The sequence below is a fragment of the Methylobacterium sp. CM6257 genome, assembly GCF_054611515.1.
In genome coordinates this window covers 2,057,938-2,083,927 of record NZ_CM137735.1, presented here as the reverse complement: position 1 = coordinate 2,083,927, position 25,990 = coordinate 2,057,938, and the positions used below count along the sequence as shown (strand labels likewise).

Here is a 25,990-nt window from a genome sequence, read left to right as displayed (position 1 = left end):
GTCTTCGGGTGCCGCGACGGCCCGCGCGATCCGTGCTACAGGCCACGCGCCGGCCTGTCCCCGTGGGGTGGGCGCGATGGGTGAGCGGATTGGTTCGGGACGGCGCGCGTTGAAGAAGGCCTACGTCAAATCCTACGGTTGCCAGATGAACGCCTACGACGCGGCCCGCATGGCCGATGTCCTGGGCGCTGAAGGCTACGCGGCGACCGACACGGTCGAGGATGCCGACGTGGTCGTCCTCAACACCTGCCACATCCGCGAGAAGGCCGCCGAGAAGGTCTACTCCGAACTCGGCCGCCTGCGCGTCCTCAAAGGTGAGCGGAAGGCCCAGGGCCGCGACACGCGCATCGTGGTGGCGGGTTGTGTCGCGCAGGCCGAGGGCGCCGAGATCCAGGCGCGCCAGCCCGCCGTCGACGTGGTGGTCGGCCCGCAGAGCTACCACCGTCTTCCGGACCTCCTGGCCCGCTCGCGCGAACGCCGCGTGGTCGATACGGAATTTCCGATCGAGGACAAGTTCAACCACCTGCCCCGGCGGCGGATCCTCGGTGCCTCCGCCTTCCTCACCGTTCAGGAAGGCTGCGACAAGTTCTGCGCCTTCTGCGTCGTGCCCTACACCCGCGGTGCGGAGATCTCCCGCCCCGTCGCGGCGGTGCTGGCCGAGGCGGAGAAGCTCGCCGAGGGCGGGGTCCGCGAGGTCACGCTGATCGGCCAGAACGTCAACGCCTATCACGGCGACGGCGCCGACGGCGCGCCGGTCGGCCTTGCGGAGCTGGTCCGGACGGTGGCGCAGATCCCGGGCATCGCCCGGATCCGCTACACCACGAGCCATCCCAACGACTTCGACGACGCGCTGATCCGCGCCCATGCTGAGGTGCCAGCCCTGATGCCGTACCTGCACCTGCCGGTACAGTCGGGCTCGGACCGGATCCTCGCCGCCATGAACCGGAAGCATACCGGCGACCAGTATCGGCGTCTGATCGACCGCGTGCGCGCGGCGCGGCCGGACATCGCCCTCTCCTCGGACTTCATCGTCGGGTTCCCGGGCGAGTCCGATGCCGATTTCGCCGAGACCCTCCGGCTCGTTCGGGATGTCGGCTTCGAGAGCGCCTTCTCGTTCAAGTACAGCCCCCGCCCCGGCACGCCGGCCGCCGACCGCAGCGACCAGGTGCCGGAAACCGTGATGGCGGCGCGGCTCGCCGAGCTGCAGGCGCTGCTCGACAGCCAGCGCCACGCCTATCAGCGCGCGGCCGAGGGACGGGTCTTCGATGTCCTCGTCGAGAAGCCGGGCCGGCATCCGGGTCAGGTCGCGGGCAAGACGCCGCACCTGCTCGCCGTGCAGTTCGACGCTCCAGCCCACCATATCGGGGCCATCGTGCCGGTGCGGATCACCGAGGCCGGCGCCAACAGCCTGTTCGGGGAACTCGTCTCCGAGGCTGCAGCAGCGTGAGAGATGAGCGGCGAGGATGATGACGAGGATGGCGGCTTGAGCGCTTCGGACGGGGCGGGCGCGCGTGGCGCCCTGCGGGCGCGCGGTCCGGCTGTGCGCACCGGCGGATTGGACGAGGCGGTCGAGGTGCCCCTGACCTTCGACGACAACCGTCTCGCGAGCCTCGTCTTCGGCCAGTACGACCAGAATGTCGCCCATATCGAGCGGCGGCTCGATATCACCGCCACGGCCCTGGGTAACCACCTCGTCATCAAGGGGCCGGCCGACGCGGCCGAGAAGGCGCGGCGGGTGTTCCAGAAGCTCTATGCCCGGGTGCGGACCGGCGGCAGCACGCTCACCCTGGGCGACGTGGACGGCGCCATTCGAGAGGCCACCGCCCAGGCGACCCTGTTCCCGGCTGAGGCGATCACCGCCGAGGCCGACAGGCCGCATTTCGAGCAGATCGCCACCCGCAAGCGCGGCGCCGTGCGGGCGCGCAACCAGGCGCAGGACGCCTACATCAAGCTGCTGCGCACCAACGAGCTGGTCTTCGCCGAAGGGCCGGCCGGGACCGGCAAGACCTGGCTCGCCGTCGGCCACGCCGTGTCGCTGCTGGAACAGGGCCATGCCGAGCGGCTGATCCTGTCGCGTCCGGCGGTCGAGGCCGGCGAGCGTCTGGGCTTCCTGCCCGGCGACATGCGCGAGAAGGTCGACCCGTATCTTCGCCCGATCTACGATGCCCTCTACGACTTCATGGAGGCGCGCCACGTCGATCGGGGCCTGCAGACCGGCACGATCGAGATCGCCCCCCTCGCCTTCATGCGCGGGCGGACGCTGACCAACGCCGTCGTGCTGCTCGATGAGGCGCAGAACACGACTTCCATGCAGATGAAGATGTTCCTCACCCGTCTCGGCGAGGGCTCGCGGATGATCATCACGGGCGATCCGAGTCAGATCGACCTGCCACCGGGTCAGAAATCCGGCCTGGTGGAGGCGGTGAACGTGCTGGACGGCGTCGAGGGAATCGGGCGGGTCACGTTCAAGGATGTCGACGTGGTCCGCCACGACCTCGTCCGCCGGATCGTGACCGCCTACGAGCGTGCCGCCCACGGCGAGGGCGAGGCCGACCGCAATCCGAATCCCCGGCGCCGGCCGCTGGCGTGATCATGCCGCACGAGATCGATCTCGCCGTGGAGGATGCGCGCTGGGAAACCGCGATCGCGGACCTCGAAGCCCTCGTCACGCGCGCCGTGGAAGCCGGCCTCGCCGTCGCCCCTGAGAAGCCGGACGGCTCCGTCGAGGTCAGCATCCTGCTGACGGACGATGCCGCGGTCCAGGAGCTCAACCGGACGTGGCGCGGCAAGGACAAGCCCACCAATGTCCTGTCCTTCCCGGCCGCCCCGCAGCCGCGGCATGGCGGCGCCGCGACGCCTCTCGGCGACGTGGTCCTTGCTTACGAGACCCTGGTGCGCGAAAGTGCGGAGCAGTCGAAGCCGCTCCAGAATCACCTCGCCCACCTCCTCGTCCATGGCACCCTGCATTGTCTCGGTCAGGACCACGAGATCGGCGCGGCCGAGGCCGATGCCATGGAAGCCCTTGAGGTCGCGGCTCTCGCGACCCTCGGCATCCCGGACCCCTACGGCTGAGCGCGCGACGCCCGAACGCTCCCAGATCCGAGAGACATGAACAACGATCGAAGTCGCGGCGCGGCCCTGGCCGCGCCCAGTTCCGCCGAGGGCGAGTCCCAGACTCGGGAGCCCTGGTACGATCGCCTGCTCCAGGCGCTTCACCTCAAGCCGCGCGATTCGCTGCGCGAGGGCCTTGAGGAGGCGCTGGCCGAGCCGGATGCCGGTGAGAGCGGTCTCACACCGCTCGAGCGCGTGATGCTCAAGAACGTCCTCGGCCTGCACAAGGTGCGGGTCGACGACGTTATGGTCCCCCGGGCCGACATCGTCGCCGTGTCCAACGACACGAGCCTCGGCGATCTGCTGAAGCTGTTCCGCACGGCGGGCCATTCCCGCCTGCCGGTTTACGGCGAAACCCTCGACGATCCCCGCGGCATGGTCCACATCCGCGACCTCGTCGATCACATCGCCGCGAAGGCCGAGCCGGCCCGCCGCAGCTCCCCCGTTGCAGTCAAGCCCGCGGCGCCCGCCGTCGACGGTGAGGCGGAGGCCTCCGCCGCCCCGCGGGTGCGTCGCCCGGCCGCTCGCGTCCCGCGTGGACTGGACCTCGGCAAGGTGGATCTCACCACGACGCTGGCGGCCGCGCGAATCCAGCGGCCCGTCCTGTTCGTGCCGCCCTCCATGCCGGCGATCGACCTGCTCGTGCGGATGCAGGCGACCCGTACCCACATGGCGCTGGTCATCGACGAGTATGGCGGCACCGACGGGCTGATCTCCATCGAGGATCTGATCGAGGTGGTGGTCGGCGATATCGAGGACGAGCACGACGTTGCCGAGGACAAGCACGTCCAGCGGGTCGACGGCGAGGGCGAGGTCTTCGTGGCCGACGCACGCACGCCCCTGGCCGAGGTCTCCGAGGCGACCGGCGTCGATCTGGCTGCCGCGGTCGGCGAGATGGCCGAGGAGATCGACACGCTGGGCGGCATGATCGTGACGCTGGCCGGGCGCGTGCCTTCCCGCGGCGAGCTGATCGCCGGCCCAGGCGACCTCGAATTCGAGGTTCTCGACGCCGATCCACGCCGCCTGAAGCGGCTGCGCTTCCACAAGGGCGCGGCGCGGATCGGCGCGGTCGTCCCGCTCGCTCTGCCCCCTCCCCCCAACCCGCCGGTCGCCGAGACGCCACGCCCGTGACGGTCCCGGCGTGACGAACTTGGTCCAGGGTTACGCCCGGGAAGCCGCGGCGCCGGGCACACCGATGCGCGGCCCGTCGCCCGGTGTCGTGCTGACGATCGCCCGCTTGGCGGGTTGGCGCCGGCTCGGGCTGGCTTGGCTCGCGGGCGCGGTGGGCGCGCTGGCGATGCCTCCCTACGGCGCCCTGCCGGCCCTGGCCGTTTCTCTGACGGCCGCGGTCTGGCTCCTCGACGGTGCGGCGGCGGGCCGGACGACGCTGAGGCGGCTCTGGCCCTGTTTCCTCGTCGGCTGGGCCTGGGGCTTCGGCTATCTCACCGCCGGCCTCTGGTGGCTCGGACAGGCCTTCCTGGTGGAGGCCGACGAATTCCTCTGGGCGCTGCCGCTGGGGGTGATCGGCCTGCCTTTCGCCCTCGGCCTGTTCTACGGTGCGGGCTTCAGTGCCGCGGGCCTCCTGTGGGGGCGCAGTCCCGCGCGGATCGCCGCCCTCGCCTTCGGAGTCGGCGCCGCCGAGTGGCTGCGCGGCCACCTGTTTACGGGCTTCCCCTGGAACACCCTCGGGATGGCGCTGGCGCAGAACCTCTGGCTGATGCAGGGCGCCGCGGTGATCGGCCTCTACGGACTCACCGTGCTGGCGGTTCTCATCTGCGCCGCCCCCGCGACGCTCGCCACCGGCCCCCATCCGCGCGCCCGGTTCGGTCCGAGCGCCGCCGCCGTCATCGTGCTGATCGGCATGGCGTTCTTCGGATCCGAGCGCCTCGGCTCCTCGGATCCGGTGGTGACCGGCGTGCGCCTGCGCCTCGTCCAGCCGAACCTGCCGCAGGACGCCAAGTTCAGGCCCGAGAACCGCGCCGACATCGTCGACCGCTATATCGAGCTGAGCCAGCGCCCCGTGGCGGCCGGCGCACCCGAGCCGACCCACATCGTCTGGCCGGAATCCGCCTTCCCGTTCCTGATCCAGCGCGATCCCGACGCCCTGGCCAAGGTGGCGGCCGGTCTGAAGCCCGGCCAGCACCTGATCACCGGTGCGGCCCGCGCCGAGGAGCCGCTGCCCGGCGAGCGCCTGCGGTTCTTCAACGCCATCATGGTGATCGGGCCCGACGGCAGGATCACCGACACCTACGACAAGGTCCACCTCGTCCCGTTCGGCGAGTACCTGCCGGCGCCGCTGGACGCCGCCCTGCGGGCGCTGGGCCTGCGCCAGTTCGTAGCGATTCCGGGCGGGTTCTCCGCCGGCACCCTCGCCGCGCAGCGGATCCTGGCGGTCCCCGGCCTGCCCCCCGTGGCGGCGACGATCTGTTACGAGGCGATCTTCCCGCACGCCATCCTGCCCGCCGGCCATGCCGCACCGTCGCCGCAGCCGCCCGGGCTGATCCTGAACGTGACCAACGATGCGTGGTTCGGCGACACCCCGGGCCCGCGTCAGCACCTCGCCCAGGCGCGGCTGCGGGCCGTCGAGGATGGTCTTCCGCTGGTCCGCGACGCCAATACCGGGATCTCGGCGGTGATCGACCCGCACGGGCGCATCGTCGCCCGCACGCCGCTGGACCAGGAGACCTGGCTCGATGCCGACCTGCCCGAACGCATCGTGGGCGGCACGCTGTACGGTCGCTTCGGCGACGCGGCCTTCGCGCTGATGCTCGCCGCCTGCCTCGGAGCCGCCGTGATCGCCGGGCCCCGGCGATGAAGCCTGACCGCACCGCTCAGAGCCGGGTTCTCCTCGGGCTCGCGCTGATGCTGGTCGCGTTCAACCTGCGCCCGGCGCTCAGCACGGTCGGCCCGCTGCTGGCAACCATCCGCGACGGCACCGGCCTCGGCGCGGGCGGGGCCGCCGTTCTCACCACCCTGCCGGTCCTCTGCCTGGGGATCGCCTGCTCGCTGGCGGCGCCGCTGATCCGGCGGATCGGGCCCGACCTCGCAGTTCTCGCCGGCTCCACGATTCTGGCGGCGGGCCTGACGCTGCGCGGTCTTGGCGGCCTCGTGCCACTCTTTGCCGGGACGGCGCTCGCCGCCATCGGCATCGGGCTCGACAACGTCCTCCTGCCCGCCCTGGTCAAGCGCGACTTCGCCGGCAGCAGCGGCCTGATGACCGGCCTCTACACCATGACCCTTTGCCTCGGAGCCGCCGCGGGCGCCGGGGCCGCGGTTCCGGTGGAGCACGCCCTCGGGGGCGGATGGCCCTCGGCCCTGGCGATCTGGTCACTGCCGGCGCTGGCTGCCGCTTTCGTGTGGATCCCGTTCGCCCGCAGGACGGCTTCGACCGCTGCGCCCTCCGCCGGGCGGCTGCTGCGCACCCCGCTGGCTTGGTGGGTCACCGGCTTCATGGGCCTGCAATCGTCGCTCGCCTACATCCTGTTCGGCTGGCTGCCGCTGCTGCTGCAGGGACGCGGCCTCACGCCGCTGAATGCCGGCCTCTACGCCTCGCTGGCGACGCTGGTTCAGGCGCCCGGAGCGCTCTTGGTCGCCATGCTGGCCGCCCGGGCGCGTGATCAGCGGGCCTGGATCGTCGCGATCCCGGGGCTGACCGCGGCCGCCTTCCTGGTCCTGGCCTTCGGGGCGGATTCCCTGCGCATCCCCGCCGCCTGCGTGCTGGGCTTCGGCATCGGCGGCTGCTTCGGGCTGGGGCTCACACTGATCGTGCTTCGCGCGGCCGATGCGGCCAGCGCCGCCGGCCTCTCGGCCATGGCGCAGGGTATCGGCTACACGGGTGCCTGCCTGGGGCCTCTGGCTTTCGGCCTCGCCCATGAGGCGACGGGCGGATGGGGGATGCCCGGTGCCCTGTTTGTGAGCATCGCGACTGTGGCAATCCTGATCGGTCTCGCCGCCGGCCGTGACCGCAAGGTCAGCGCAGCCGAGCCGGAGCCGCGGAGCGCGCCGGCTCAGCCGCTGACGGTGCTCCAGCCCGCGAGCCCGGCAAGCGGCTCCTGATCGTGGCGCGCCATCAGGTCGGTCATCGCGACCTGATCCGAGAGGCGGCCTTCTGCGGCGAGCCGTGCCAAGCCCTCGAAGAAGCCTTCGCGACCGAGGGCCGGCGCGAAGCTCAGCGTGAAGCGCACCGGCCGGTCGCCCAGATTGGCGAAGGCATGCGCGATGCCGGGTGGGATCAGTGCGAAATCGCCGGGGCCGAGGTCGTGGTCGGTCCCGTCAACGTGAAGCGAGAGCCGGCCGGACTCGATCGCGAACGTCTCGGTCAGTCGGGCGTGGCGGTGCAGCCCGGCGCCGGGCGTCCGCGGATCCATGTCGACCCGGTAGATGCCGAGGGCATCGGCTGTCTCGTCGCTGCGCGCGAGATAGGTCACACGCATGCCGCCGATCACGGCGTCCGGGCTGAGACCATGGTGGACGAGAGCCGTCATCGCCTTCCTCGCAGCAGGCCCAACGAAGAGCCCCGCGCGGCTCAGTGACCACGCGGGGCGCATCCTTCCGATCAAGGAGGCCGAGCGGATTACTCCGCGGCGACCTTGTGGGCCTGCGAGCCGTCCGCGAAGGTCTCGGGCTTCAGGCGCTTGCCCGGGGCGGCGCGGCCCGGCAGCGGAGGCAGCGCCTTGGCCTTCTCCAGATCAATCCCCGCACCCTCGGCGACGCGGCGGCCGTAATCCTCGTCGGCATGCCAGAAGTGCCAGACCATCCGCAGCTGGATCGGCTCAGGGCACTGCTTCATGTCGGCCACGAGGTTGGCAATCAGGTCCTCACGCTCCCAATCCTGGAACGAGCGGTAGCGCTCGCCCGCCTGCGTGTAGTCGTCCTCGGTGCGAGTGGTCTGGTACCGGCCGAGACGGCCCTCGACAGGCTGGTGATACTCGGTGGTCTTCGGCGCCTCGGCAAGACCCTCGCCGAGCGTCGACGGCTCGTAGTTGATGTGCTTGCTCTTGCCCGTGCCGTCGACCGTGTAGGTCATCTGGCCGTCCCGCTGGTTCGAGTAGACCTTCACGCCGGGCTGCGGCGCGTTGATCGGGAGCTGCAGGTAGTTGGCGCCGACGCGGTAGCGCTGCGTGTCCGAGTAGGACAGCGTCCGGCCCTGCAGCATCTTGTCGTCCGAGAAGTCGATGCCGTCGACCAGCACGCCGGTGCCGAAGGCGGACTGCTCGACCTCGGCGAAGAAGTTGTCCGGCACACGGTCGAGCACCATACGGCCGCACTTCAGCAGCGGGAACTGGTCCTCGGGCCAGCGCTTCGTGTCGTCCAGCGGGTCGAACGACAGGTGATCGTTCGGGCCGTCCGGCATGATCTGCACGGCGAACTCCCACTCGGGGAAGTTGCCGGCCTGGATGTTGTCGTACAGGTCGCGGGTCGCGTGGCCGACATCCTTGGCCTGGATCTCCGACGCCTGCTGCGAGGTCAGGTTGCGGACGCCCTGCTTGGGTATCCAGTGGAACTTGCAGAGATGCGCGACGCCCTGGTCGTTGACCAGCTTGTAGGTGTTCACGCCCGAGCCTTCCATCTCGCGGTAGTTGGCCGGGATGCCCCAAGGCGACTTCAGCCAGGTCACCATGTGGATCGACTCGGGGTGCTGTGCCACGAAGTCGAAGAAGCGCCACGCCTCCTGGCGGTTCGTCACCGGATCCGGCTTGAACGCGTGGATCATGTCGGGGAACTTGATCGCGTCGCGGATGAAGAAGACCTTGAGGTTGTTGCCCACGAGGTCCCAGTTGCCGTCGAGGGTCTTGAACTTCACCGCGAAGCCGCGCGGGTCGCGCTCGGTCTCCGGGCTCTCCTTGGCGCCGGCGACGGTGGAGAAGCGCACGAACATCGGCGTCTTGACGCCGGTCTCGTTCAGCACGCGGGCACGGGTGTACTTGGAGGCCGGCTCGTCGCCGATCTTGCCGTACGCCTCGAACCAGCCGTGGGCGCCGGCGCCACGCGCGTGGACGACGCGCTCCGGGATGCGCTCGCGATCGAAGTGCGTGATCTTCTCGATGAACTGGTAGTTCTCGAGCGTCGCCGGGCCGCGCTCACCGACCGTGCGGATGCTCTGGTTGTCGCGGACCGGATGGCCCTGGCGGGTGGTCAGGATCGGGCGTTGATCGCTCATGCGTACCGTCTCTCCGTTTCGCGAAGGGTCTCGGCCGACAGCTCTGCCAACCTGGAACCGTTCTGGTGAAAGGTTATGACCCCGGCATGACCCCGAGGCAAATGCATCGTCGCAAAGATCGTGATAGACGCAGCCTATGAACCTGTCCGGGCTGTCGCTGCGCGACCTCGAATATGTCGTCGCCGTCGCGGACGAGGGCCATTTCGGTCGGGCGGCCGAGCGCTGCAACGTCAGCCAGCCGACGCTGAGCGTACAGGTCCGCAAACTGGAAACCGCCCTCGGCCTCACTTTGTTCGAGCGCTCGAACCGCCGGATTCTCCTGACCGAGGCGGGACAGGCCATCGTGCGGCAGGCGCGCGTCGTCCTGGCCGAGGCCCAGCGTTTGCTGGGGCTCGCCAGCGAGGGGCGTGGCTCTCCGCTGACCGGGCGGCTCGTCCTGGCGGCGATCCAGACCCTGGGCCCATACTTCTTCCCGCTGGTGCTCCGCCCCCTGCGTGAGCAGTACCCGCTTCTGACACTCTCCCTGTCGGAATCGCGCACCGCCGAGATCATCGACGGCCTGCGCGACGGCCGCATCGACGCGGCCCTGGTCTCGCTCCCGGTTCCGCAGCAGGGGCTCGCGGTCTCGCCGCTCTTCGTCGAGCCGTTCTGGCTCGCCTGCCCGGCTGAGCACGCCCTGGCCCGCGGTGGCGCGCTGTCGGCCACCGAGATCGCCGGGCCCGACCTGCTGCTGCTGGACGAAGGCAATTGCCTGCGTGACCAAGCCATCGCGGCCTGCGGCGCCGGCTCGTCGGTGGGACGCCACGCCACGAGCCTGGAGACCCTGCGCTCGATGGTGGCGGCCGGTGCCGGTTACACCCTGCTCCCGGCCCTCGCCGTGCCCGCCAGTCCCGACCCGAGCGGGCTGACCGTGACCCGAGCCTTCGACGTCGATGGGCCCGGTCGCACCATCGCGCTGGTCTGGCGTGCGAGCGACCCCCGCGCCCCCGGCTTGGCGAACCTCGCTGCCTTCTTCCGGGCTCACGCGCCCCCCGGCACGGCCGCCTGCCGGGACGGGGACGCACAGGCCTGAGCGCCCGCCCGATCTCGACCTCCCGCAAGCCCTGAGATCCGCGCGGGGCCGCCGTGCTGAACTTTGCCGTGACAGGGCCAATATTGCGGTGTAGCGCGCGCCGCACGCCCGATGTCGATGCGGGCCCGTTTCCCTCCGGTCGCCTTGCCCTCCCTCCGCACCCTCGGCCTCTGGGCCGCCCTCGTCGCAGCGTCCGCGGCCATCTCGTACGGCCTGATGTGCGCGCAGTTTCCGGCCGCGCTTCTGCTCGGGCCGATGATCGGGGCGATCGCGTTCGGGGTCGGGGGCTCGCGGCTCCGCGTGCCGCGCTCCGCCTTCCAGGCGGCGCAGGCGATCATCGGCTGCCTGGTGGCGCATGCCGTCACCGGCCAGATCGCCCAGACCCTGCTGAAAGACGGGCCGCTCATCGTCGCGGTCGTGCTGGTGACGGTGGCGGTCAGCGGCGTCGTAGGCTGGGTCCTGACCCGGCTGCGGGTGCTCCCCGGTACCACCGCCGCCTGGGGGTCCTCGCCGGGGGGAGCCTCGGCCATGGTGGCGATGGCTGAGGATTTCGGCGCGGACCCGCGCCTCGTGGCCTTCATGCAGTACGTCCGCGTCGCCGCGGTGGTGTTCTCGGCCTCGCTCGCCGCCCGTCTGCTGATGGAGACCCCGGTTCCGGGTGCCGGTGCGAGCGCGGGCGAGGTCGCCGGGCCATGGTCGCTGCTCGCGACCCTTGCGGTCGCCGTAGCAGGCGCCGGTGCGGCCCTGGCTCTGCGGGTCCCGGCGGGGGCGCAGGTCGGCCCGATGGTGCTCGGCAGCCTGCTCCACGCCAGCGGGCTCGTGCGCATGGCCCTGCCGGTGCCGATCCTGGAACTCGCCTATGCATGCATCGGCATCTATGTCGGTCTGCGCTTCACCCGGGAGACCCTGCGGCTGACCGTCACGGCGCTGCCCGGGATCCTGGTGGCGACCTTCTCGGTGATCGCCCTCTGTGCGGCCTGGGGCTGGGGCCTGACCCTGCTTCTGCCGATCGACCTGCTCACCGCCGTGCTGGCCACCAGTCCCGGCGGCCTGGATTCGGTGGCCATCATCGCGGTCGGCTCGAAGGCCGACGTCTCCTTCGTCCTGGCGGTCCAGACGCTGCGCCTGTTCGTGGTGCTGCTCACCGGCCCGCTGCTCGCGAAGTGGATCAGCCGCTCCGTGCCCGAGGGAGCGGTTCGATGAACGCGCTGATCCTCGCCTTCCTGAATTCCTGGCGCGGATTGCGGCACGGGGCCCGCACCGAGCGGGCGGTGCGGCAGGAATTGATGCTGCTGGCGCTCGGCGTACCCGTCGCGTTCATCCTCGGCGTGACGCTCTGGGTGCGCGTCGCCCTGATGGTGAGCCTGCTGCTCATGCTGGCCGCCGAGTTCCTCAACACGGCGGTGGAGAAGCTCTGCGACCACGTCCATCCCGGCCATCATCCGATGATCGGCACCGTGAAGGACCTCGCCTCGGCCGGGACCTTTATGGCGCAGGTGGCGGCGCTGCTCGTGTGGGTCGCGGCGCTGGTGGAGCGGCTGAGCTGAACAGTCTGCCTGGCCCGGCGCTCGCATCGGCGGGCCGGAGGGTCTATCTGCCGGTCAACGCCCAGCGCTTTGGCCGAGACCCCTGACCGTGACGGACTACATCCGGAAGATCCTCACCGCCCGCGTCTACGACGTGGCGATCGAGAGCCCTCTCGACCCGATGCCGCGGCTCACCCAGCGCCTCGGCCGACCGGTTCTGCTGAAGCGCGAGGACCTGCAGCCGGTCTTCTCGTTCAAGCTGCGCGGTGCCTACAACAAGATGTCGGGGCTGAGCCCGGAGCAGATTGCCCGCGGCGTCGTCTGCGCCTCGGCGGGCAATCATGCGCAGGGTGTGGCGCTCGCCGCCGCCAAGCTCGGGGCCCGGGCGGTGATCGTGATGCCGCGCACCACGCCGTCCATCAAGGTCGATGCCTGCCGGGCGCGCGGGGCCGAAGTGGTGCTGCACGGCGACGCGTTCGACGAGGCGCTGGCCCAGGCCAAGACCCTCGAAGCCGAGCAGGGCCTGACCTTCCTGCATCCCTTCGACGACCCGGAGGTGATCGCCGGCCAGGGGACCATTGGCAAGGAGATCCTGGAGCAGCACACCGGCCCGATCGAGGCGATCTTCGTGCCCGTGGGCGGCGGGGGGCTTGCGGCCGGTATCGCCACCTTCGTGAAGTACCTGCGCCCGGGCACCAAGGTGATTGGCGTCGAGCCGGAGGATGCCGCCTGCATGGCCGCGGCCCTGGCGGCCGACACCCGCGTCAGCCTGCCGTCGGTCGGCCTGTTCGCCGACGGCGTCGCCGTGCGTCAGGCCGGCGCGGAGACCTTCCGTCTCTGCCGCGAGCATCTCGACGAGGTCATCACCGTCGACACCGACGCCATGTGCGCCGCGGTCAAGGACATCTTCGACGACACCCGCGCGATCTCGGAGCCCTCCGGTGCTCTCAGCCTCGCCGGAGCCAAGCTCTATGCCGAGCGGGAGGGGGGCGACGGCACACTGATCGCCATCTCGTCTGGCGCCAACCTGAACTTCGATCGCCTGCGTCACATCGCCGAGCGGGCCGAGATCGGCGAGCAGCGCGAGGTCCTCCTCGGCGTCACCATCCCGGAGCGGCCCGGGGCCTACCGGGCCTTCATCAACGCCCTCGGGCCGCGTGCCATCACGGAGTTCAACTACCGCCACGCGCTGGGCGCGGAGGCACAGATCTTCGTCGGCATCAACGTCACCGGCGGGAAGCGCGAGAAGCAGGCTCTGATCGTCTCCCTGCGCGAGGCAGGCTACCGGGTCCTCGACATGAGCGACAACGAGATGGCCAAGGTTCATGTCCGCTACATGGTCGGTGGGCGTGCCGTGGGTGTGGCGCATGAGCGGCTGTTCCGCTTCCAGTTCCCGGAGCGGCCGGGTGCGTTGATGAAGTTCCTCGATGCGCTGGGCCCGGATTTCGACATCACGCTCTTCCACTACCGCAACCACGGCGCGGATTATGGGCGCGTGCTCGCCGGCATCGCGGTTCCGCCTGCGGAGCGGGTCCGGTTCGACGCGGTGATCGAGGCCCTCGGTTATCCGGCGACGGACGAGACCGAAAACCCGGCCTATCGCCTCTTCCTTGACGGTGAGGGTGTCGGGGTGGCCTGAGCCGGCGCCTCGGTCACTCCTCCACCTCCTCCACCGCGGTGACGTCGGGCATCGCTCGCAGCTTCGCGGCGATCGCCTCGACGCTCGTCCGCGACAGTCGGACGAAGGTCACGGTGACCTCGTCGAAATCCGGGTCGGCGCTCGGGCGGACCGTGAAGCTCCGCACCCGCGAGGCATGCTCGCCGATCGCCGCCTGGAGGGTGTCGATCGACATTGCACCCCTGCGTGCGGTCAGCCGCAGGGTCTGGGCGCGCATCCGCTCGCGCCAGCGCTCCTCGAACGGCTTGACCCCGGCCAGGATGCCCACGATGAGCGCCGTCGCCGCCAGGGCCGGCACGTAGAGGCCGCTGCCGATCGCGAGCCCGATCGCGGCCACGCCCCAGAGGCTCGCCGCGGTCGTGAGACCCTTCACCACCTCGCCGCGCAGCAGGATCGTGCCTGCGCCGAGAAATCCGATGCCCGATACCACCTGCGCGGCGATTCGGGATGGATCGAGCACCACATGGTCCGTGCCCAGCACGTCGGCGAAGCCGAAGGCCGACACCAGCATAATCAGACAGGAGCCGACGCACACCAGCATGTGCGTTCGCAGGCCCGCAGCCCAGAGAAGGCGCTCGCGCTCCAGCCCGATGACGCTGCCGAACAGGGCCGCCAGCGCCAGCCGGGCCACCATCTCCGCGTTGCCGATCAGGATCGCCTCCGCTCGCCCGCCTCATGCCGAACTGCGGGAAACCTTGCGGATTTTAAGCCGGCTCATCAAGCGACGCCGAGGGTCGCCTTCTCCACCTCGTAGGCGGCCCGCACGGCGGCGGATCCGTATTTCCGTTCCAGGCGTCGGACTGTGAAATGAGCCCGCGCGGTCGCCTGGAAGTGGTTCATGAAGGCGGTGTTGACCGCGGCGCCGCCGAACGCGCCGAGGATCGGCACGGCCTGGGCGGCGACCTTCTGCGAGACCACGAGGCCGAAACGCGCCGCGATCTGCGCGGTGAACCGGATCAGCGCGGGGGCTGACTGATCCAACAGCGTCTTGCTGCCGGCGTAGCGCGCGGCCTCCGACAGGGTCTTGGCGAGGGCGGCGCGGACGGCGAAGTAGCCGCTCTCCGTCAGTGCGGACCCCGCCTCGGTGACGGCAGCCGCCCGGCCACCCAGCGCGAAGACCTGAACGCAGGCGAGCGCGCCCTCGGGTGTTTCCAGATCCTCACCCTCCTCGCGGGCGATCTCGGCGATCGAGCGCAGCATTAACGTGGTGGAGACCGGAAGCTCGACCGCGAGCGTCGCGAGCCCGAACGCGCCGCCTACGGCGCCGGACAGGGCCGCCATCGCCTTGTGCTTTCCCTCGCCCGAGCCGAGCAGGCGCGTGATCCGGCTCTCGGCCTTCGACGCCGGGCTACCGATGGTCTCGCCCTCGGCGGGGAGGATCTCCTTGCGTGGAAGCGTCGCCAGGGCCACCCGCATCGCGCCGCGCATGGCCGCCTCCGTGCTGCGGCCGACGGCCTCGGTCACGGGCGCGGGCAGCGAGCGGCCGATGATGTCGAGAGGGGCGCCGGCCGCCGCGGAGAGGCGCGCCGCGAGACTCGGCCGCTCGAGGACCAGAACGGCCCGGCGCAGGGCGGCCAGATCCTCGTCGCTCAGCACCGTCTCTGGGGTCGCCGCCGGCAGCGTCTCGCCGGCGCGGGTGAGGTCGCTCGTGCTCAATCCGTGGATCCCTGGATCTGTCGTGGTCACGCGGCCCCCGGGGCCCGCGCCGTGGAAGGAAGCTCGGGCCCCGGGATGCGGTTCCCCGCCTCGGCCGCCTCCCGGGACGGCGCCGGCGCTGCCGGCTGGCCGCTGCGCCGCCCGACGGCGAGGCAGAGCGCGAGAACCGGGATCCCGACGAGCGAGGTCATCACGAAGAAGGCCGGATAGCCGATCGCCGCGACCACGAAGCCCGACGAGCCCGCGATCAGCTTGCCCGGAAGCGCGTAGAGTGAGGAGAACAGCGCGTACTGCGTGGCCGCGTAGGCCGGGCTGGTGAGGCTCGACATGTAGGCGATCAGCACGATGCCGGCGAAGGAGCCGCAGAAATTCTCGACCGAGATCGCCACGGTGAGGCGCCAGATCTCCGGCGCGCCGGCCGAGAGCCACGCGAAGGCAAGGTGCGAGGAGGCCGCCAGGAAGGCGCCGAGCAGCAGGGTCGGGAACAGGCCCAGGCGCGCCAGCGCCCAGCCGCCCGCGAAGCCGCCCGCAATCCCGACCCAGATTCCGTAGAGCTTCGTGACGGTGGCGATCTCCTTCAGGTCAAAACCCAGGGTCCGGTACAGCGGGCTCGCCATAACCCCGGACAGGAAGTCCGGCAGGCGATAGAGGGCCACCAGCAGCAGGATGCCCCAGAGCGCGCCGCCGAATCGTCCGTGGAGTTCCGTCAGCGGTTCCAGAACGGCGCGGCGCATCGACCAGAGCCGCGAGTGGCCGGCCGTCTCCTCTGGGGCTCGCCGTGCGGCATCGAAGGCCGGAGCCAGCAGGGCGGCGGTCATCCCGACCAGCATCAGGGCGGCCATGATCAGGTAGGCCAGCGTCCAGCCGCCGGACGAGGCGATGAACAGCGCGCCCGCGCCGGCCGCGATCAGCCCGAGGCGGTAGCCGAGATTCGAGGTCGCCGCCAGGATGCCCTGAAAGTCGCTGCCCGCCGCGTCGATGCGCCACCCGTCGATGACCACGTCCTGGCTCGCCGCGCAGAACGCCACCAGGAAGGCGCCGAGGCCTAGGAGTGCGAGATGTGTTTTCGGGTCTGAGAACGCCATCAGGACGAGACACAGAGCGACCGCAGCCTGCGTCGTCACCATCCAGGCCCGGCGGCGTCCGAGCCGGGCTGTCAGGACCGGAACGTTGAGACGGTCGATAGCCGGCGCCCAGAGGAACTTCAGCGAGTACGGCAGTGCCACATAGCTGAACAGGCCGATGGCGCGCACGTCGATGTCCGAGAAGGCGAGCCGCAGCGTGAAGGTCCCGAGGACCAGCAGCAGCGGCAGCCCGGACGAGAATCCGAGCGCGAGCATCAACGCGATGCGCCGGTCCTCGACGATGTCGCGGAGCCGGAAACGGCGCATCGCCTGTGGCTGGTTCGCCATGGCATGGAACTCCTGAGCCTTCTTGGCCTTGATCCCGCGAAATCGTGGCAGCCTTACGCCGCAGGAGTTTTCGCTGGATCGTGATGCTGTGCGTCCCAATCTTGATTGAAGCTTGCTTAACGCGAGATCCATGTTCCGCAGCATGCGGCGTATGGTAGAGGCCAATACACGTAAGGGTTGCACAACTTCACGACGGAATGATGCGTTGAGTGCCCGATCCGAGCCCGGTCCGCCTCTTGCGACGCTGGTCGACGCCTTCGCGCGCAGCCCTTCGCCGATGGTGATCACAGACGCCCGCGCGCCCGACAACCCGATTGCCTGGGCCAACGAGGCGTTTCTGCAGGCGACCGGCTACGCCGCCGACGAGATCGTCGGGCGCAACTGCCGCATGCTGCAGGGGCCTGCCACGGACCGGGCGGCCGTCGAGCGGATCCGCAATGCCGTCCAGGCCGCCGAGCCGATCTCGGTGGAGCTTCTCAATTACCGGAAGGACGGCACGGCCTTCTGGAACGCGATGACGATCACCCCGGTGTCCGACGAGCAGGGTGTCGCATTCTTCTACGCGGCCCAGGCGGACATGACCCATATCCACCAGCTCCAAGTCTCCATGCGCGGCACCAACGACCAGCTGGAGCGGTTGGTCGACGCGCGGACCCGGGATCTGAGCGCGGCGCTGGAGCAGAAGACCGCGCTGCTCCACGAGGTCGATCACCGGGTGAAGAACAACCTCCAGGTGATCTCCTCGCTGATGCTGCTGAAGGCGCGCCGTACCCCGGAGGGCGAGGCCCGCGATGCGCTCCACAGCATGGCGGAGCGCATCAGCGCGCTGTCGACCGCGCACCGCATGCTCTATTCGGAGGGCAACTGTACGCATTTCAACCTCGGCGACTTCACGGCCGAGTTCCTGGCGGACATGAATGCCGGGCTCGATCCGGACCGGCGCCGGGTGGAGGCCGATGTCGAGCCGATTGCGGTGGCGGCCGCGATGGCGGCGCCGCTCGCCCTTCTGATCCATGAACTGACCGCCAACGCCCTGCGCCACGCCTTCCCCGACGAGCGGGAGGGACGTGTGTCGATCGTGGCCCGCCGCACCGCGAGCGGGATGCACCTGACGATCCGGGATGACGGGATCGGCCTGGGGGCGGCTCAGCCGAATCCGGCGGGTTTCGGGCGCAATCTGGCGGAGATGGTGGTGCGGCAATTGCGGGGCACCATCGCGTGGACGGATGCCGGCCAAGGCACGACCGTCGAGATCGACGTCCCGCTCCGGCCGCCGGCTTGAGAATCCGGCGCCAACGCTTCAAGTTCCTGGCAAGCTCACCGGCGACGAAGCCGAAGAACGGAGACTCCATGGGGACCGGGAACGCCGCCGCAGACGCCGCGCTCCGCATCCTCGTGGTCGAGGACGAAGCGTTGATCGCACTGGAACTCGAATGCTTGCTGGATGATCTCGGGCACGTCACGGTTGGCGTCGCGGGAACTTCGGCCGAGGCCATCGCGATGGGCCGATCCACTGCTCCCGACGTCGCCCTTGTCGATATTCACCTCATCGACGGCCCGACCGGTATCGAGGTCGCCCGGGCCCTCTCGGCCGACCGGCGGATCACCGTCGTGTTCATGACCGCCAACGCCAAGCGCATCCCGGCGGACTTCGCGGGCGCAATCGGGGCGATCGCCAAGCCGTATTCCGAGCGGGTCGTGGCCAGCACCCTCGACTATGTGGCCGATCGCCGGGCCGGGCGCGACGCGTCCGCCTGTCCGGACGGGTTCAGCCCCGCCCCGGTCTGAGGTTTCGGCGGCGCGGAGAGAAGGGCCGTGGTTGCTGTCGCGCGGGTGAGGTGCGCCGCGGACGATCGGACCGGCATGCAGGCGCCGCGACCCGAAGGGTGCGATCGCCCGCCTTATTCAGCTCCGCGCTGTTCGCTCGCGCTTCAGGCGATAGAGGGCATCCAGCGCCTCCCGGGGCGTGAGCGCGTCCGGGTCGATGGCGTCGAGGAGTGCACCGAGCGGATCCTCGGGCGGGGGTTCCGGCGGCGGCGGTGGCGCCAGGGCGGCAAAGAGAGGAAGATCGTCGATCCGCGCGCGGGCCGGGCGGCCGCGCTCTGCCTTTTCCAGGCTCTTGAGGATGGCCCCTGCCCGCGTGACGACGCTGCCGGGCAGCCCGGCGAGGCGTGCCACCTGCAGGCCGTAGCTGCGCTCGGCGACCCCCGGCACGACCTCGTGCAGGAACACGACGCCGTCGCGATGCTCGGCCACCTTCAGGGTCGCGTTTTCCAGCCGCGCCAGCCGGTCACCCAGCGCGGTCAGCTCGTGGAAATGGGTCGCGAAGAGCGCCCGGCAGGCGTTCACCTCGTGCAGGTGCTCCAGGCAAGCCCAGGCGATCGACAGGCCGTCGAAGGTCGCGGTGCCGCGGCCGATCTCGTCGAGGATCACCAGGGAGCGCCGGGTCGCCTGATTGAGGATTGCGGCGGTCTCGACCATCTCGACCATGAAGGTCGATTGACCCCGGGCGAGGTCGTCGGCGGCGCCGACGCGGGAGAACAGGCGGTCGACACGCCCGATCCGCGCCTCCGCGGCCGGCACGAAGGCGCCCATCTGGGCGAGCACCGCGATCAGCGCGTTCTGGCGCAGGAAGGTCGACTTGCCGCCCATGTTGGGGCCGGTGATCAGCCGGATCCGGCCGCGGGTATCGCCCGAGAGATCGCAATCGTTGGCGATGAACGGCTCGCCCGCCCGGCGCAGAGCCGCCTCCACCACCGGGTGACGCCCGCCGACCACCACGAAACTGAGGGACTCGTCGACGACGGGCCGCCGCCAGTCGAGTTCCACGGCGAGTTCGGCGTGGCTCGCGGCGACGTCGAGTCCGGCGAGCGCCTCGGCCACGACGGCGATCGGCTCGGCCTGGGCCAGCACGCGGGCGGCGAGATCCTCGAAGACCGCGCCCTCCAGGGCGAGCGCCCGGTCGGAGGCGCCGGAGATCTTGGATTCGAGCTCGCCCAGTTCGACGCTGGTGAAGCGCATGGCGTCCACCATGGTCTGCCGATGGACGAACTCGCTCTGCAGGCCCTTCAGGCAGGCCTCGCCGACGGATTGCGGGACCTCGATGAAGTAGCCCAGCAGGTTGTTGTGCTTGATGCGCAGGGTCCGGCAGCCGGTCTGCTCGGCATAGCGGGTCTGCAGGGCGGCGATCACCTTGCGGGAATCCTGGCCGAGGGTCCGCGCCTCGTCGATCTCGAGGTGGTAACCCGTCCGCACGAAGCCGCCGTCGCGCCGGTTCAGGGGCAGATCGTCGGCAAGGGCTGCGGCCAGCGTCGCGATCAGGTCCGGATCGGCCTCGGTGAGATGCTCGGCCAAGCGGGCGAGATCCTCCGGCAGGTGCGGGATCGCCGACAGCCGCGCGCCGAGTTCCGCCGCCACCGCCAGACCGTCCCGGATGGCGGCGAGATCGCGCGGTCCCGCCCGGCCGAGGCCGGTGCGTGCCAGGGCGCGGGCGAGATCCGGCGCGCGGGCCAGGGCGTCGCGCAGGCCCCCGCGCAAGAGGCCGTCCTCCACGAGATGGGCCACGGTTTCGTGCCGCCGGGCGATCGCGTTCAGGTTGGTGAGCGGGCCGGCGAGGTGCTCGGCCAGCAGCCGCGCGCCGTTGGCCGTCACGGTCCGATCGATGGTCGCCAGCAGGCTCCCCGCCCGCTCGCCCGACAGGGTCCGGGTAAGCTCGAGATTGGCACGGGTCGCGGCGTCGATGGCGAGGGTCGCACCCCCGTCCTCGCGGGTCGGGATCGCCAACGTCGGTCGGGCCGCGAGCTGCGTGCGGGCGATGTAGAGCAGCGCCGCCCCGGCTGCCGCGATCTCGGCCCGGGTGAACTGGCCGAAGCCTTCGAGGGTCGAAACGCCGTACTGCTCGCGCAGGCGCCGCTCCGCCGCGGCCGGCTCAAGCTCGGCCTGCGCCAGAGGAACGATGGCGGCCCGGCTCTCCTGCCAGATCCTGGCAAGCGCCGGATCGGCGTGGATCGCCTCGGAGAGGACGATCTCCCGCGGGTCGTGGCGGGCGATGGCGCCGGCGAGGTCGCCGCCCGCGACCTCGCTCAAGGAGAAGCGGCCGGTGGAGATGTCGACGGCCGCCAGACCGTAGGCGACGGCCCCCTCCCCGATCTTGCGGCGGCCGATCGCCAGGAGGAGGTTGGCCCGGGCGGGATCGAGAAGCCGATCCTCCGTGATGGTCCCAGGGGTGACGAGGCGCACGACCTCCCGGCGGACCACCGATTTCGGGCCGCGCTTCTTGGCCTCGGCCGGATCCTCGGTCTGCTCGCAGACGGCCACCCGGTGCCCGAGGGCGATCAGACGGTTGAGGTAGTCGTCGGAGCGCTCGACGGGCACGCCGCACATCGGGATCTCGGTGCCGGCGTGCTTGCCGCGCTTGGTCAGCACGATGCCCAGCGCCCGGGAGGCGATCTCCGCGTCGTCGAAGAACAGCTCGTAGAAGTCGCCCATCCGGTAGAACAGCAGACAGTCCGGATTGGCGGCCTTGATCTCGATGTACTGCGCCATCATGGGCGTGGCGCCGGCCGGATCGAGACCGGCGGCGGGCATCATGTCGGTGGGGCGGACGGCGGTACGGGCCATGCCGCCTCTTAGCAGAGCGCCGCCCGCGAATCAGGACGCGCGAACCGACGCGCCTGGGGAGAAGCCGCCGCGACGGTGGAGGGCCTTCGGCCCTGGACTGCGGGCTCCAGTACTCAGGAGCGGGGACCGCCCGTGGTCCTGCCGAGCTGCTGCCGGTCGCGGGGTCGCGACGGGTTGCGGATGTTCGGATTACCGTGGCGCACCGTCGCGAGGCGACGCATCCGGCGATCGCGACGCATCGCGAAGGTCTCGAACTATGTCGTTTCCGGTCAGGCCGGGCCGGGGTGCCGTGGGCGCGGCTTGCGCGGATCTCGCCACGGCCCCCGTACGAGGCCGTGTCAGGCAAGAAAGCGCATCAGCTCGGCGTTGACCGCCGCCGGCTCCTCGTGGGCGAGCCAGTGGCTGGCGCGCTCGTACCACTGGATCCGGCCATCGTCGCAGAAGGCGAGGCTCGCCTCCGCGAGACCCGATTGGAGCGCGGTATCCTGCCGCCCCCAGAGAATCAGGGTCGGCACCCGGACCCGGGGCGGCGCCGACCGCGGCAGGCGCACCAGCGCCCGGTACCAGTTCAGCATGGCGGTCATCGCGCCGGGCTGGAGCCAGGCCTCGACATAGCGGTCGAGGTCGGCAGCCACGAAGGCCCCCGACCGGCTCGTGGTGGTCAGCGCCCGCCGCAGGGCGCGGCAGCGATCGGCGGTGAGCAGCCGCTCAGGCAGGCCAGGAAGCTGGAACAACCCGACATAGGCGCTGCGCAGCCACTGGCCGGGATGGTGCCGCATATAGGCGCCAACGATGCCCGGATGTGGCGCGTTGAGGATCGCGAGCCGGTCGATCCGCTCGGGGTGGTGGCTTGCCACCCACCACGCGACCAGGCCGCCCCAGTCGTGGCCGACGAGCCGCACCGTCGGGAAGCCGTACGTATCGGCGAGCGCGAGCACGTCGCCGGCCAGCCGGTCCAAATGATAGGCGGCGACGCCGGATGGCTTGTCGCTGAGGCCGTAGCCCCGCTGGTCCGGCGCGATGAGCCGCAATCCCGCCTCGGCGAGTGGCCCGATCTGGTGGCGCCAGCCGTACCAGAATTCCGGGAAACCGTGGAGCAGGATGGTCGGCGAGCCCGAATCCGGACCCGCCTCGGCCACGTTCAGGCTCACCTCCGGCAAGGCGACCCGGCGGAAGCTCACATCCGCGACGTTCATCGGCTTCCGCGCTCCATCGTGCCCGGCGGAGAACGCCCGCGCTCGGGCGGGCGATCCCCTCAGAACCCGAGCGTGGTGCAGGCACCGGCCCCGGGGGAGAGCTGGTCCCTGAGCTGCTCCGGCGCGGTCCGGGTCCACAGGCAGAGCAGCACGAAGGCCGCGCCCTGCAGCAGGCTTCGCGTGGGGGCGACAGCGGTGTCGGCCTGGATGGCGTCGAACTGAGTCATGGCGTCGGGCTCCGCGTTCCGTCTCTCGCGAGAGATCGGCGGTCGGCGCACAGGGTTACGGGAGGGCGGGACGCCCGCGTGCGCTGCCGCACGCGGACATCTCAGCGCAGCGGGTTCAGCCAGCGCGCGAGCGTGCCGGCCGCGAGGCTCGCGCGGGTCTCGCGGTAGCCGAGCTCGGCCGTTTCCCGGGAGCGTGACCAGGCCCGCAGGTCGATGCCGGAGAGCTGAGGCTTGAGCAAGGCCGTGGCGTGGGCCGCCGCCATCAGGCTCTGGGCGTCGCTCGAGACCGTGGCGGCGCGCAGCAGCAGCGGCGCGAGTCCGGGCATCGCCAGCGGCGAGCCGATCAGCTTGCGCAGGATCCGGCCGCTCCATCCGCGCCGGGGCATGTCCTGAAAGGCCCGGTCGCTGCCGACATCGACGGCTAGTACCGGGCCGCGCTCCAGCCCGGCGGCGACATCGGCCGGGAGGTTGTTCATCATGCCGCCGTCGACCAGCACGCCCTCGTCGCAGAGCACGGGCGGCAGGAGCCCGGGGATCGCGATGCTGGCGCGCAGGGCCTTGGGCAGGTCGCCCGACCGGTGGACCATCGTGCTCCCGGTGGTGAGATTGGAGGAGACGCAGAAGAACGGCAGCCACAGATCCTCGATGCGCACGCCGCCGTAGCGCGCCGCCAAGCCCGCATCGACCTTGGCACCCCGGGTCAGGGCGTGGAGCGGCAGCGTGTAGTCGTTGATCGGGTTGCTGGTGGCGAAGAACGTCTCGATCTGGGCCTGGATCTCGGCGGTGCTCCAGCCCATGGCGAGACTCGCGGCGATGATCGCGCCCATGCTGGTGCCGCCGACGAAATCCGGCGCGCAGGCGACCTCGTCGAGCGCCTTCAGCACCCCGAGATGCGCAAGCCCTCGGGCTCCGCCCCCGCCGAGCACGAGACCTCGCCCCGCACCGCTGGCGAGCCGGGCGAGCCGCTGGAGATCCGGCTCCCGGCCGTCGCGGACCTGGATGCGCATCGCCGCCGGCAGCGCCGCGACCGCGGGGTGGAGCGCTGCGGGACACCGCGCCCCCGGATCCTGCCGGATCACCAGGTCCATGCGGATCCAGTCGGAGCGCACGCGCTCCACATAGTCCGCAGCGCCCGGCCGCGGCGGGACGCCGGGCTCGGCCAGGAGCAGCACGTGGTCGCCCCGGCGCTGGCTCTGTCGGCACCAGGGGCAGTCGATCTCCCGCGCCGCGAAGATCGTGCGCGCATGGCGGCCCTCGAAAGCCTGGAACCACGCCTCGTCGGCACCGTCCGGCCAGTCCGTGAGGCAGCCGGTCTCGCCGGGCAGGAGCGTGTCGAAGGCAGCGGCGAGCTGCCGGGCGAGAATCTCCGGGTCGGGCCCGTCGGTCACCGCCAGAATCGTGAAGATCCGCGGTGCGTGATGCACCGAGTAGCCGTCGTAGACGGCGCGCAGGCGCTCGGCGAGCATACGGGCAAAGTAGAGGAGGGTCCGGGGATGCTCGGCGGTGACGGCCTCGAAGGCGTCGCGGGTCAACTTCAGCAGATGGGAGTCGCGCAACGCCATGACGGTCGCTGCCCTGGGGGCATCCGACAGCAGAGCCATCTCCCCGAAGGTCTCGGGTGGCCGCAGCCGCGCGATTCGGGTCGGGCTCCCGTTGTGGTCGCGGTTCGAGACGCCGACCGCGCCGGAGACGAGCGTGTAGAGCGCATCCCCCGTCTCCCCCTTCTCGAACAGCGTCCGGCCGCCCGGCACCGCGACCGGGACCATGCGGGCCCGCACGGCCTCGATGGCCGGCGCATCGAGCCCGGCCAGGAACGGGATCTCGGGTGCGCTCACGCCTTTAACACCTCATCCAAGCTCAACGCCCATAGCCGCCGCATCGTCCCGGTCCCCGCGCCAGGGACCGCGCGCCAACATAGGGCGCCGGCTGCCGCCGACGTGTTCGTGACCGCGCGCCGCGTCTGAAACACCGATCCCTTCGCGCCGCGACGGCCATCGGCTACAGGCGGACAGCATCAATGCCGGGAGGAACGCATGGCGGAGGCGGGTCGGATCGCGATCGTGACCGGGGCGGGAACGGGAGTCGGCAGAGCTGCGGCCCTGGCGCTTGGTGGCGCGGGGTGGCGGGTCGTGCTCTCCGGACGCCGGCAGGCGCTCCTCGACGAGGTTGCGGCGCAGATCGGCGGCGACCGGGCGCTCGTGGTGCCCACCGACGTGACCGCCCCCGACTCGATCGCCAACCTGTTTGCCCGCACGCAGGCGCAGTTCGGCCGCCTCGACCTGCTGTTCAACAATGCCGGGATCGGCGCGCCACCGGTGCCCCTCGAGGATCTGCCCCTGGAGACATGGCGCCAAGTGGTCGACACCAATCTGACGGCGCTGTTCCTGTGCACCCAGCATGCCTTCCGGATCATGCGCGACCAAGAACCCCGCGGCGGACGGATCATCAACAACGGCTCGATCTCGGCCCATGCGCCCCGGCCGAACTCCATCGCCTACACGGCGACCAAGCACGCCGTGACGGGCCTGACCAAGGTGACCTCGCTGGACGGCCGTGCCTACGACATCGCCTGCGGGCAGATTGACATCGGCAATGCCGACACGCCCATGGGCGGCAAGATGAAGGCGGGGGTCCCCCAGGCGGATGGCTCCCTGCGGGCCGAAGCGGTGATGGACCCGGACCATGTCGGCCAGGCGGTCCTCACGATGGCGAGCCTGCCGCTCGAAGCCAACGTGCAGTTCATGACCATCATGGCCACCAAGATGCCGTTCGTGGGACGCGGCTGAGTGGATTTGGGGAACGACCCCGGAGTGCGTTCTCTGCCCTTGCGGACTGCCGGATTCACGCACCTTCCGCCGACGCCGGCAGCTTGAAGCACAGGCACGATTCCCGTTCCCCTCGTGGGGAGCGGTCAGGGATGGCGCGGGCTTGCGCGTACCGGTGCCTCCTGAACCACCGCCACATCCCTGCAAGGGGAAGGAGCGCGCGCGGCGATCGGCAATCTGTGAATACCGTAGCCTCTCCGGGGGCGTAGCCCTATGTCGGCAAGGGGCGGGCGAGGGGAGCCCGGTTCCCGGAAGGGGCGGCACTGGTTTGAAGGCCGAGCCGTTATCCCGCACCATCGCATCCTCCTTGCGGGGCTGCGTCCCGGCCCAATGACCTACGAAGGTCATCGTGCCACGAAAGCGTCCCTGACGGTGCGACAGGCAAATCTGGGCTCACGGTCAGGTCTCGGCGCTCGCGAACACGCGCAACCGACATCACCGCGGCGTAAGTGCGGACCCCTTCCGTCTGGGCTCGTCCACAGGCGATGACTTCGCGGCCGGCCGCCG

The 25,990-nt window shown here is 70.6% G+C and carries 22 protein-coding genes; 13 read left to right on the top strand and 9 right to left on the bottom strand.

All coding sequences use genetic code 11. The annotated features are described in order from the left end of the window. Positions 1 to 109: 109 nt before the first annotated feature. The 6 genes from miaB to ACYCO6_RS10205 all read left to right on the top strand — a co-directional run bounded on the left by miaB (position 110) and on the right by ACYCO6_RS10205 (position 7,167). Positions 110 to 1,447 (top strand): tRNA (N6-isopentenyl adenosine(37)-C2)-methylthiotransferase MiaB, encoded by a 1,338-nt coding sequence (miaB, locus tag ACYCO6_RS10230; RefSeq protein ID WP_459773506.1) that lies wholly within the window; start codon positions 110 to 112, stop codon positions 1,445 to 1,447. Positions 1,448 to 1,450: 3 nt separating this feature from the next. Further along, on the top strand, positions 1,451 to 2,590 hold the full coding sequence (locus ACYCO6_RS10225) for a PhoH family protein (RefSeq protein WP_459771664.1): 1,140 nt from the start codon (positions 1,451 to 1,453) through the stop codon (positions 2,588 to 2,590). A 2-nt stretch (positions 2,591 to 2,592) separates the two neighbouring features. Then, positions 2,593 to 3,072: an rRNA maturation RNase YbeY gene (gene ybeY, locus ACYCO6_RS10220; protein ID WP_459771663.1), complete on the top strand. Its 480-nt coding sequence runs from the start codon at positions 2,593 to 2,595 to the stop codon at positions 3,070 to 3,072. 36 nt (positions 3,073 to 3,108) lie between these two features. Then, on the top strand, positions 3,109 to 4,242 hold the full coding sequence (locus tag ACYCO6_RS10215) for a hemolysin family protein (protein ID WP_459771662.1): 1,134 nt from the start codon (positions 3,109 to 3,111) through the stop codon (positions 4,240 to 4,242). 64 nt (positions 4,243 to 4,306) lie between these two features. Continuing rightward, positions 4,307 to 5,926, top strand: coding sequence for an apolipoprotein N-acyltransferase (lnt, locus tag ACYCO6_RS10210; RefSeq protein WP_459773505.1), 1,620 nt, complete (start codon positions 4,307 to 4,309; stop codon positions 5,924 to 5,926). Further along, the gene (locus tag ACYCO6_RS10205; RefSeq protein ID WP_459771661.1) at positions 5,923 to 7,167 is read left to right on the top strand and encodes an MFS transporter; all 1,245 of its coding nucleotides are present in this window, start codon (positions 5,923 to 5,925) and stop codon (positions 7,165 to 7,167) included. Before lnt ends, ACYCO6_RS10205 begins: the two co-directional genes overlap by 4 nt. On the opposite strand, the gene ACYCO6_RS10200 is transcribed toward ACYCO6_RS10205, so the two are convergent. Together ACYCO6_RS10200 and ACYCO6_RS10195 are read right to left on the bottom strand one after the other, a co-directional pair. Continuing rightward, positions 7,119 to 7,595 (bottom strand): cupin domain-containing protein, encoded by a 477-nt coding sequence (locus ACYCO6_RS10200; RefSeq protein WP_459771660.1) that lies wholly within the window; start codon positions 7,593 to 7,595, stop codon positions 7,119 to 7,121. The genes ACYCO6_RS10205 and ACYCO6_RS10200 overlap by 49 nt on opposite strands. An 89-nt stretch (positions 7,596 to 7,684) precedes the next feature. Further along, on the bottom strand, positions 7,685 to 9,271 hold the full coding sequence (locus ACYCO6_RS10195; protein WP_459771659.1) for a catalase: 1,587 nt from the start codon (positions 9,269 to 9,271) through the stop codon (positions 7,685 to 7,687). 136 nt (positions 9,272 to 9,407) lie between these two features. Between ACYCO6_RS10195 and ACYCO6_RS10190 the strand changes: the two genes are divergently transcribed. The 4 genes from ACYCO6_RS10190 to ilvA all read left to right on the top strand — a co-directional run bounded on the left by ACYCO6_RS10190 (position 9,408) and on the right by ilvA (position 13,508). Continuing rightward, positions 9,408 to 10,343 carry a LysR substrate-binding domain-containing protein gene (locus ACYCO6_RS10190; RefSeq protein ID WP_459771658.1) on the top strand — a complete coding sequence of 312 codons (936 nt, stop codon included), beginning with the start codon at positions 9,408 to 9,410 and terminating at the stop codon, positions 10,341 to 10,343. Positions 10,344 to 10,487: 144 nt separating this feature from the next. Further along, on the top strand, positions 10,488 to 11,546 hold the full coding sequence (locus tag ACYCO6_RS10185) for an AbrB family transcriptional regulator (RefSeq protein WP_459773503.1): 1,059 nt from the start codon (positions 10,488 to 10,490) through the stop codon (positions 11,544 to 11,546). Then, complete coding sequence (locus tag ACYCO6_RS10180; protein ID WP_459771657.1) at positions 11,543 to 11,890, top strand: diacylglycerol kinase; 348 nt, start codon at positions 11,543 to 11,545, stop codon at positions 11,888 to 11,890. The genes ACYCO6_RS10185 and ACYCO6_RS10180 overlap by 4 nt, the downstream gene beginning before the upstream one ends. An 88-nt stretch (positions 11,891 to 11,978) precedes the next feature. Further along, positions 11,979 to 13,508: a threonine ammonia-lyase, biosynthetic gene (gene ilvA, locus ACYCO6_RS10175; RefSeq protein WP_459771656.1), complete on the top strand. Its 1,530-nt coding sequence runs from the start codon at positions 11,979 to 11,981 to the stop codon at positions 13,506 to 13,508. A gap of 13 nt (positions 13,509 to 13,521) precedes the next feature. On the opposite strand, the gene ACYCO6_RS10170 is transcribed toward ilvA, so the two are convergent. The 3 genes from ACYCO6_RS10170 to ACYCO6_RS10160 form a co-directional block, all read right to left on the bottom strand. Continuing rightward, positions 13,522 to 14,181, bottom strand: coding sequence for an MgtC/SapB family protein (locus ACYCO6_RS10170; protein WP_459771655.1), 660 nt, complete (start codon positions 14,179 to 14,181; stop codon positions 13,522 to 13,524). Positions 14,182 to 14,264: 83 nt separating this feature from the next. After that, complete coding sequence (locus ACYCO6_RS10165) at positions 14,265 to 15,203, bottom strand: EcsC family protein (RefSeq protein WP_459771654.1); 939 nt, start codon at positions 15,201 to 15,203, stop codon at positions 14,265 to 14,267. Positions 15,204 to 15,229: 26 nt separating this feature from the next. Beyond that, a complete protein-coding gene (locus ACYCO6_RS10160; RefSeq protein WP_459771653.1) occupies positions 15,230 to 16,615 on the bottom strand; it encodes an AmpG family muropeptide MFS transporter in 1,386 nt (461 codons plus the stop codon). A 205-nt stretch (positions 16,616 to 16,820) separates the two neighbouring features. On the opposite strand from ACYCO6_RS10160, the gene ACYCO6_RS10155 reads away from it, so the two are divergent. Both ACYCO6_RS10155 and ACYCO6_RS10150 read left to right on the top strand, forming a co-directional pair. Further along, positions 16,821 to 17,897 (top strand): histidine kinase dimerization/phosphoacceptor domain -containing protein, encoded by a 1,077-nt coding sequence (locus ACYCO6_RS10155; RefSeq protein WP_459771652.1) that lies wholly within the window; start codon positions 16,821 to 16,823, stop codon positions 17,895 to 17,897. 68 nt (positions 17,898 to 17,965) lie between these two features. Beyond that, the gene (locus ACYCO6_RS10150) at positions 17,966 to 18,403 is read left to right on the top strand and encodes a response regulator (RefSeq protein WP_459771651.1); all 438 of its coding nucleotides are present in this window, start codon (positions 17,966 to 17,968) and stop codon (positions 18,401 to 18,403) included. Between the two features lie 117 nt (positions 18,404 to 18,520). On the opposite strand, the gene mutS is transcribed toward ACYCO6_RS10150, so the two are convergent. The 4 genes from mutS to ACYCO6_RS10130 form a co-directional block, all read right to left on the bottom strand. Beyond that, positions 18,521 to 21,235, bottom strand: a complete 2,715-nt coding sequence (mutS, locus tag ACYCO6_RS10145; RefSeq protein ID WP_459771650.1) for a DNA mismatch repair protein MutS — start codon at positions 21,233 to 21,235, stop codon at positions 18,521 to 18,523. A 338-nt stretch (positions 21,236 to 21,573) separates the two neighbouring features. Then, on the bottom strand, positions 21,574 to 22,431 hold the full coding sequence (locus ACYCO6_RS10140) for an alpha/beta fold hydrolase (protein WP_459771649.1): 858 nt from the start codon (positions 22,429 to 22,431) through the stop codon (positions 21,574 to 21,576). Positions 22,432 to 22,490: 59 nt separating this feature from the next. Continuing rightward, a complete protein-coding gene (locus ACYCO6_RS10135; RefSeq protein WP_459771648.1) occupies positions 22,491 to 22,658 on the bottom strand; it encodes a hypothetical protein in 168 nt (55 codons plus the stop codon). Between the two features lie 101 nt (positions 22,659 to 22,759). Next, positions 22,760 to 24,493, bottom strand: coding sequence for a patatin-like phospholipase family protein (locus tag ACYCO6_RS10130; RefSeq protein WP_459771647.1), 1,734 nt, complete (start codon positions 24,491 to 24,493; stop codon positions 22,760 to 22,762). Positions 24,494 to 24,691: 198 nt separating this feature from the next. Here ACYCO6_RS10130 and ACYCO6_RS10125 point away from each other — a divergent pair, with 198 nt between their 5' ends. Continuing rightward, positions 24,692 to 25,444 (top strand): SDR family oxidoreductase, encoded by a 753-nt coding sequence (locus ACYCO6_RS10125; RefSeq protein WP_459771646.1) that lies wholly within the window; start codon positions 24,692 to 24,694, stop codon positions 25,442 to 25,444. Positions 25,445 to 25,990 lie beyond the last annotated feature (546 nt).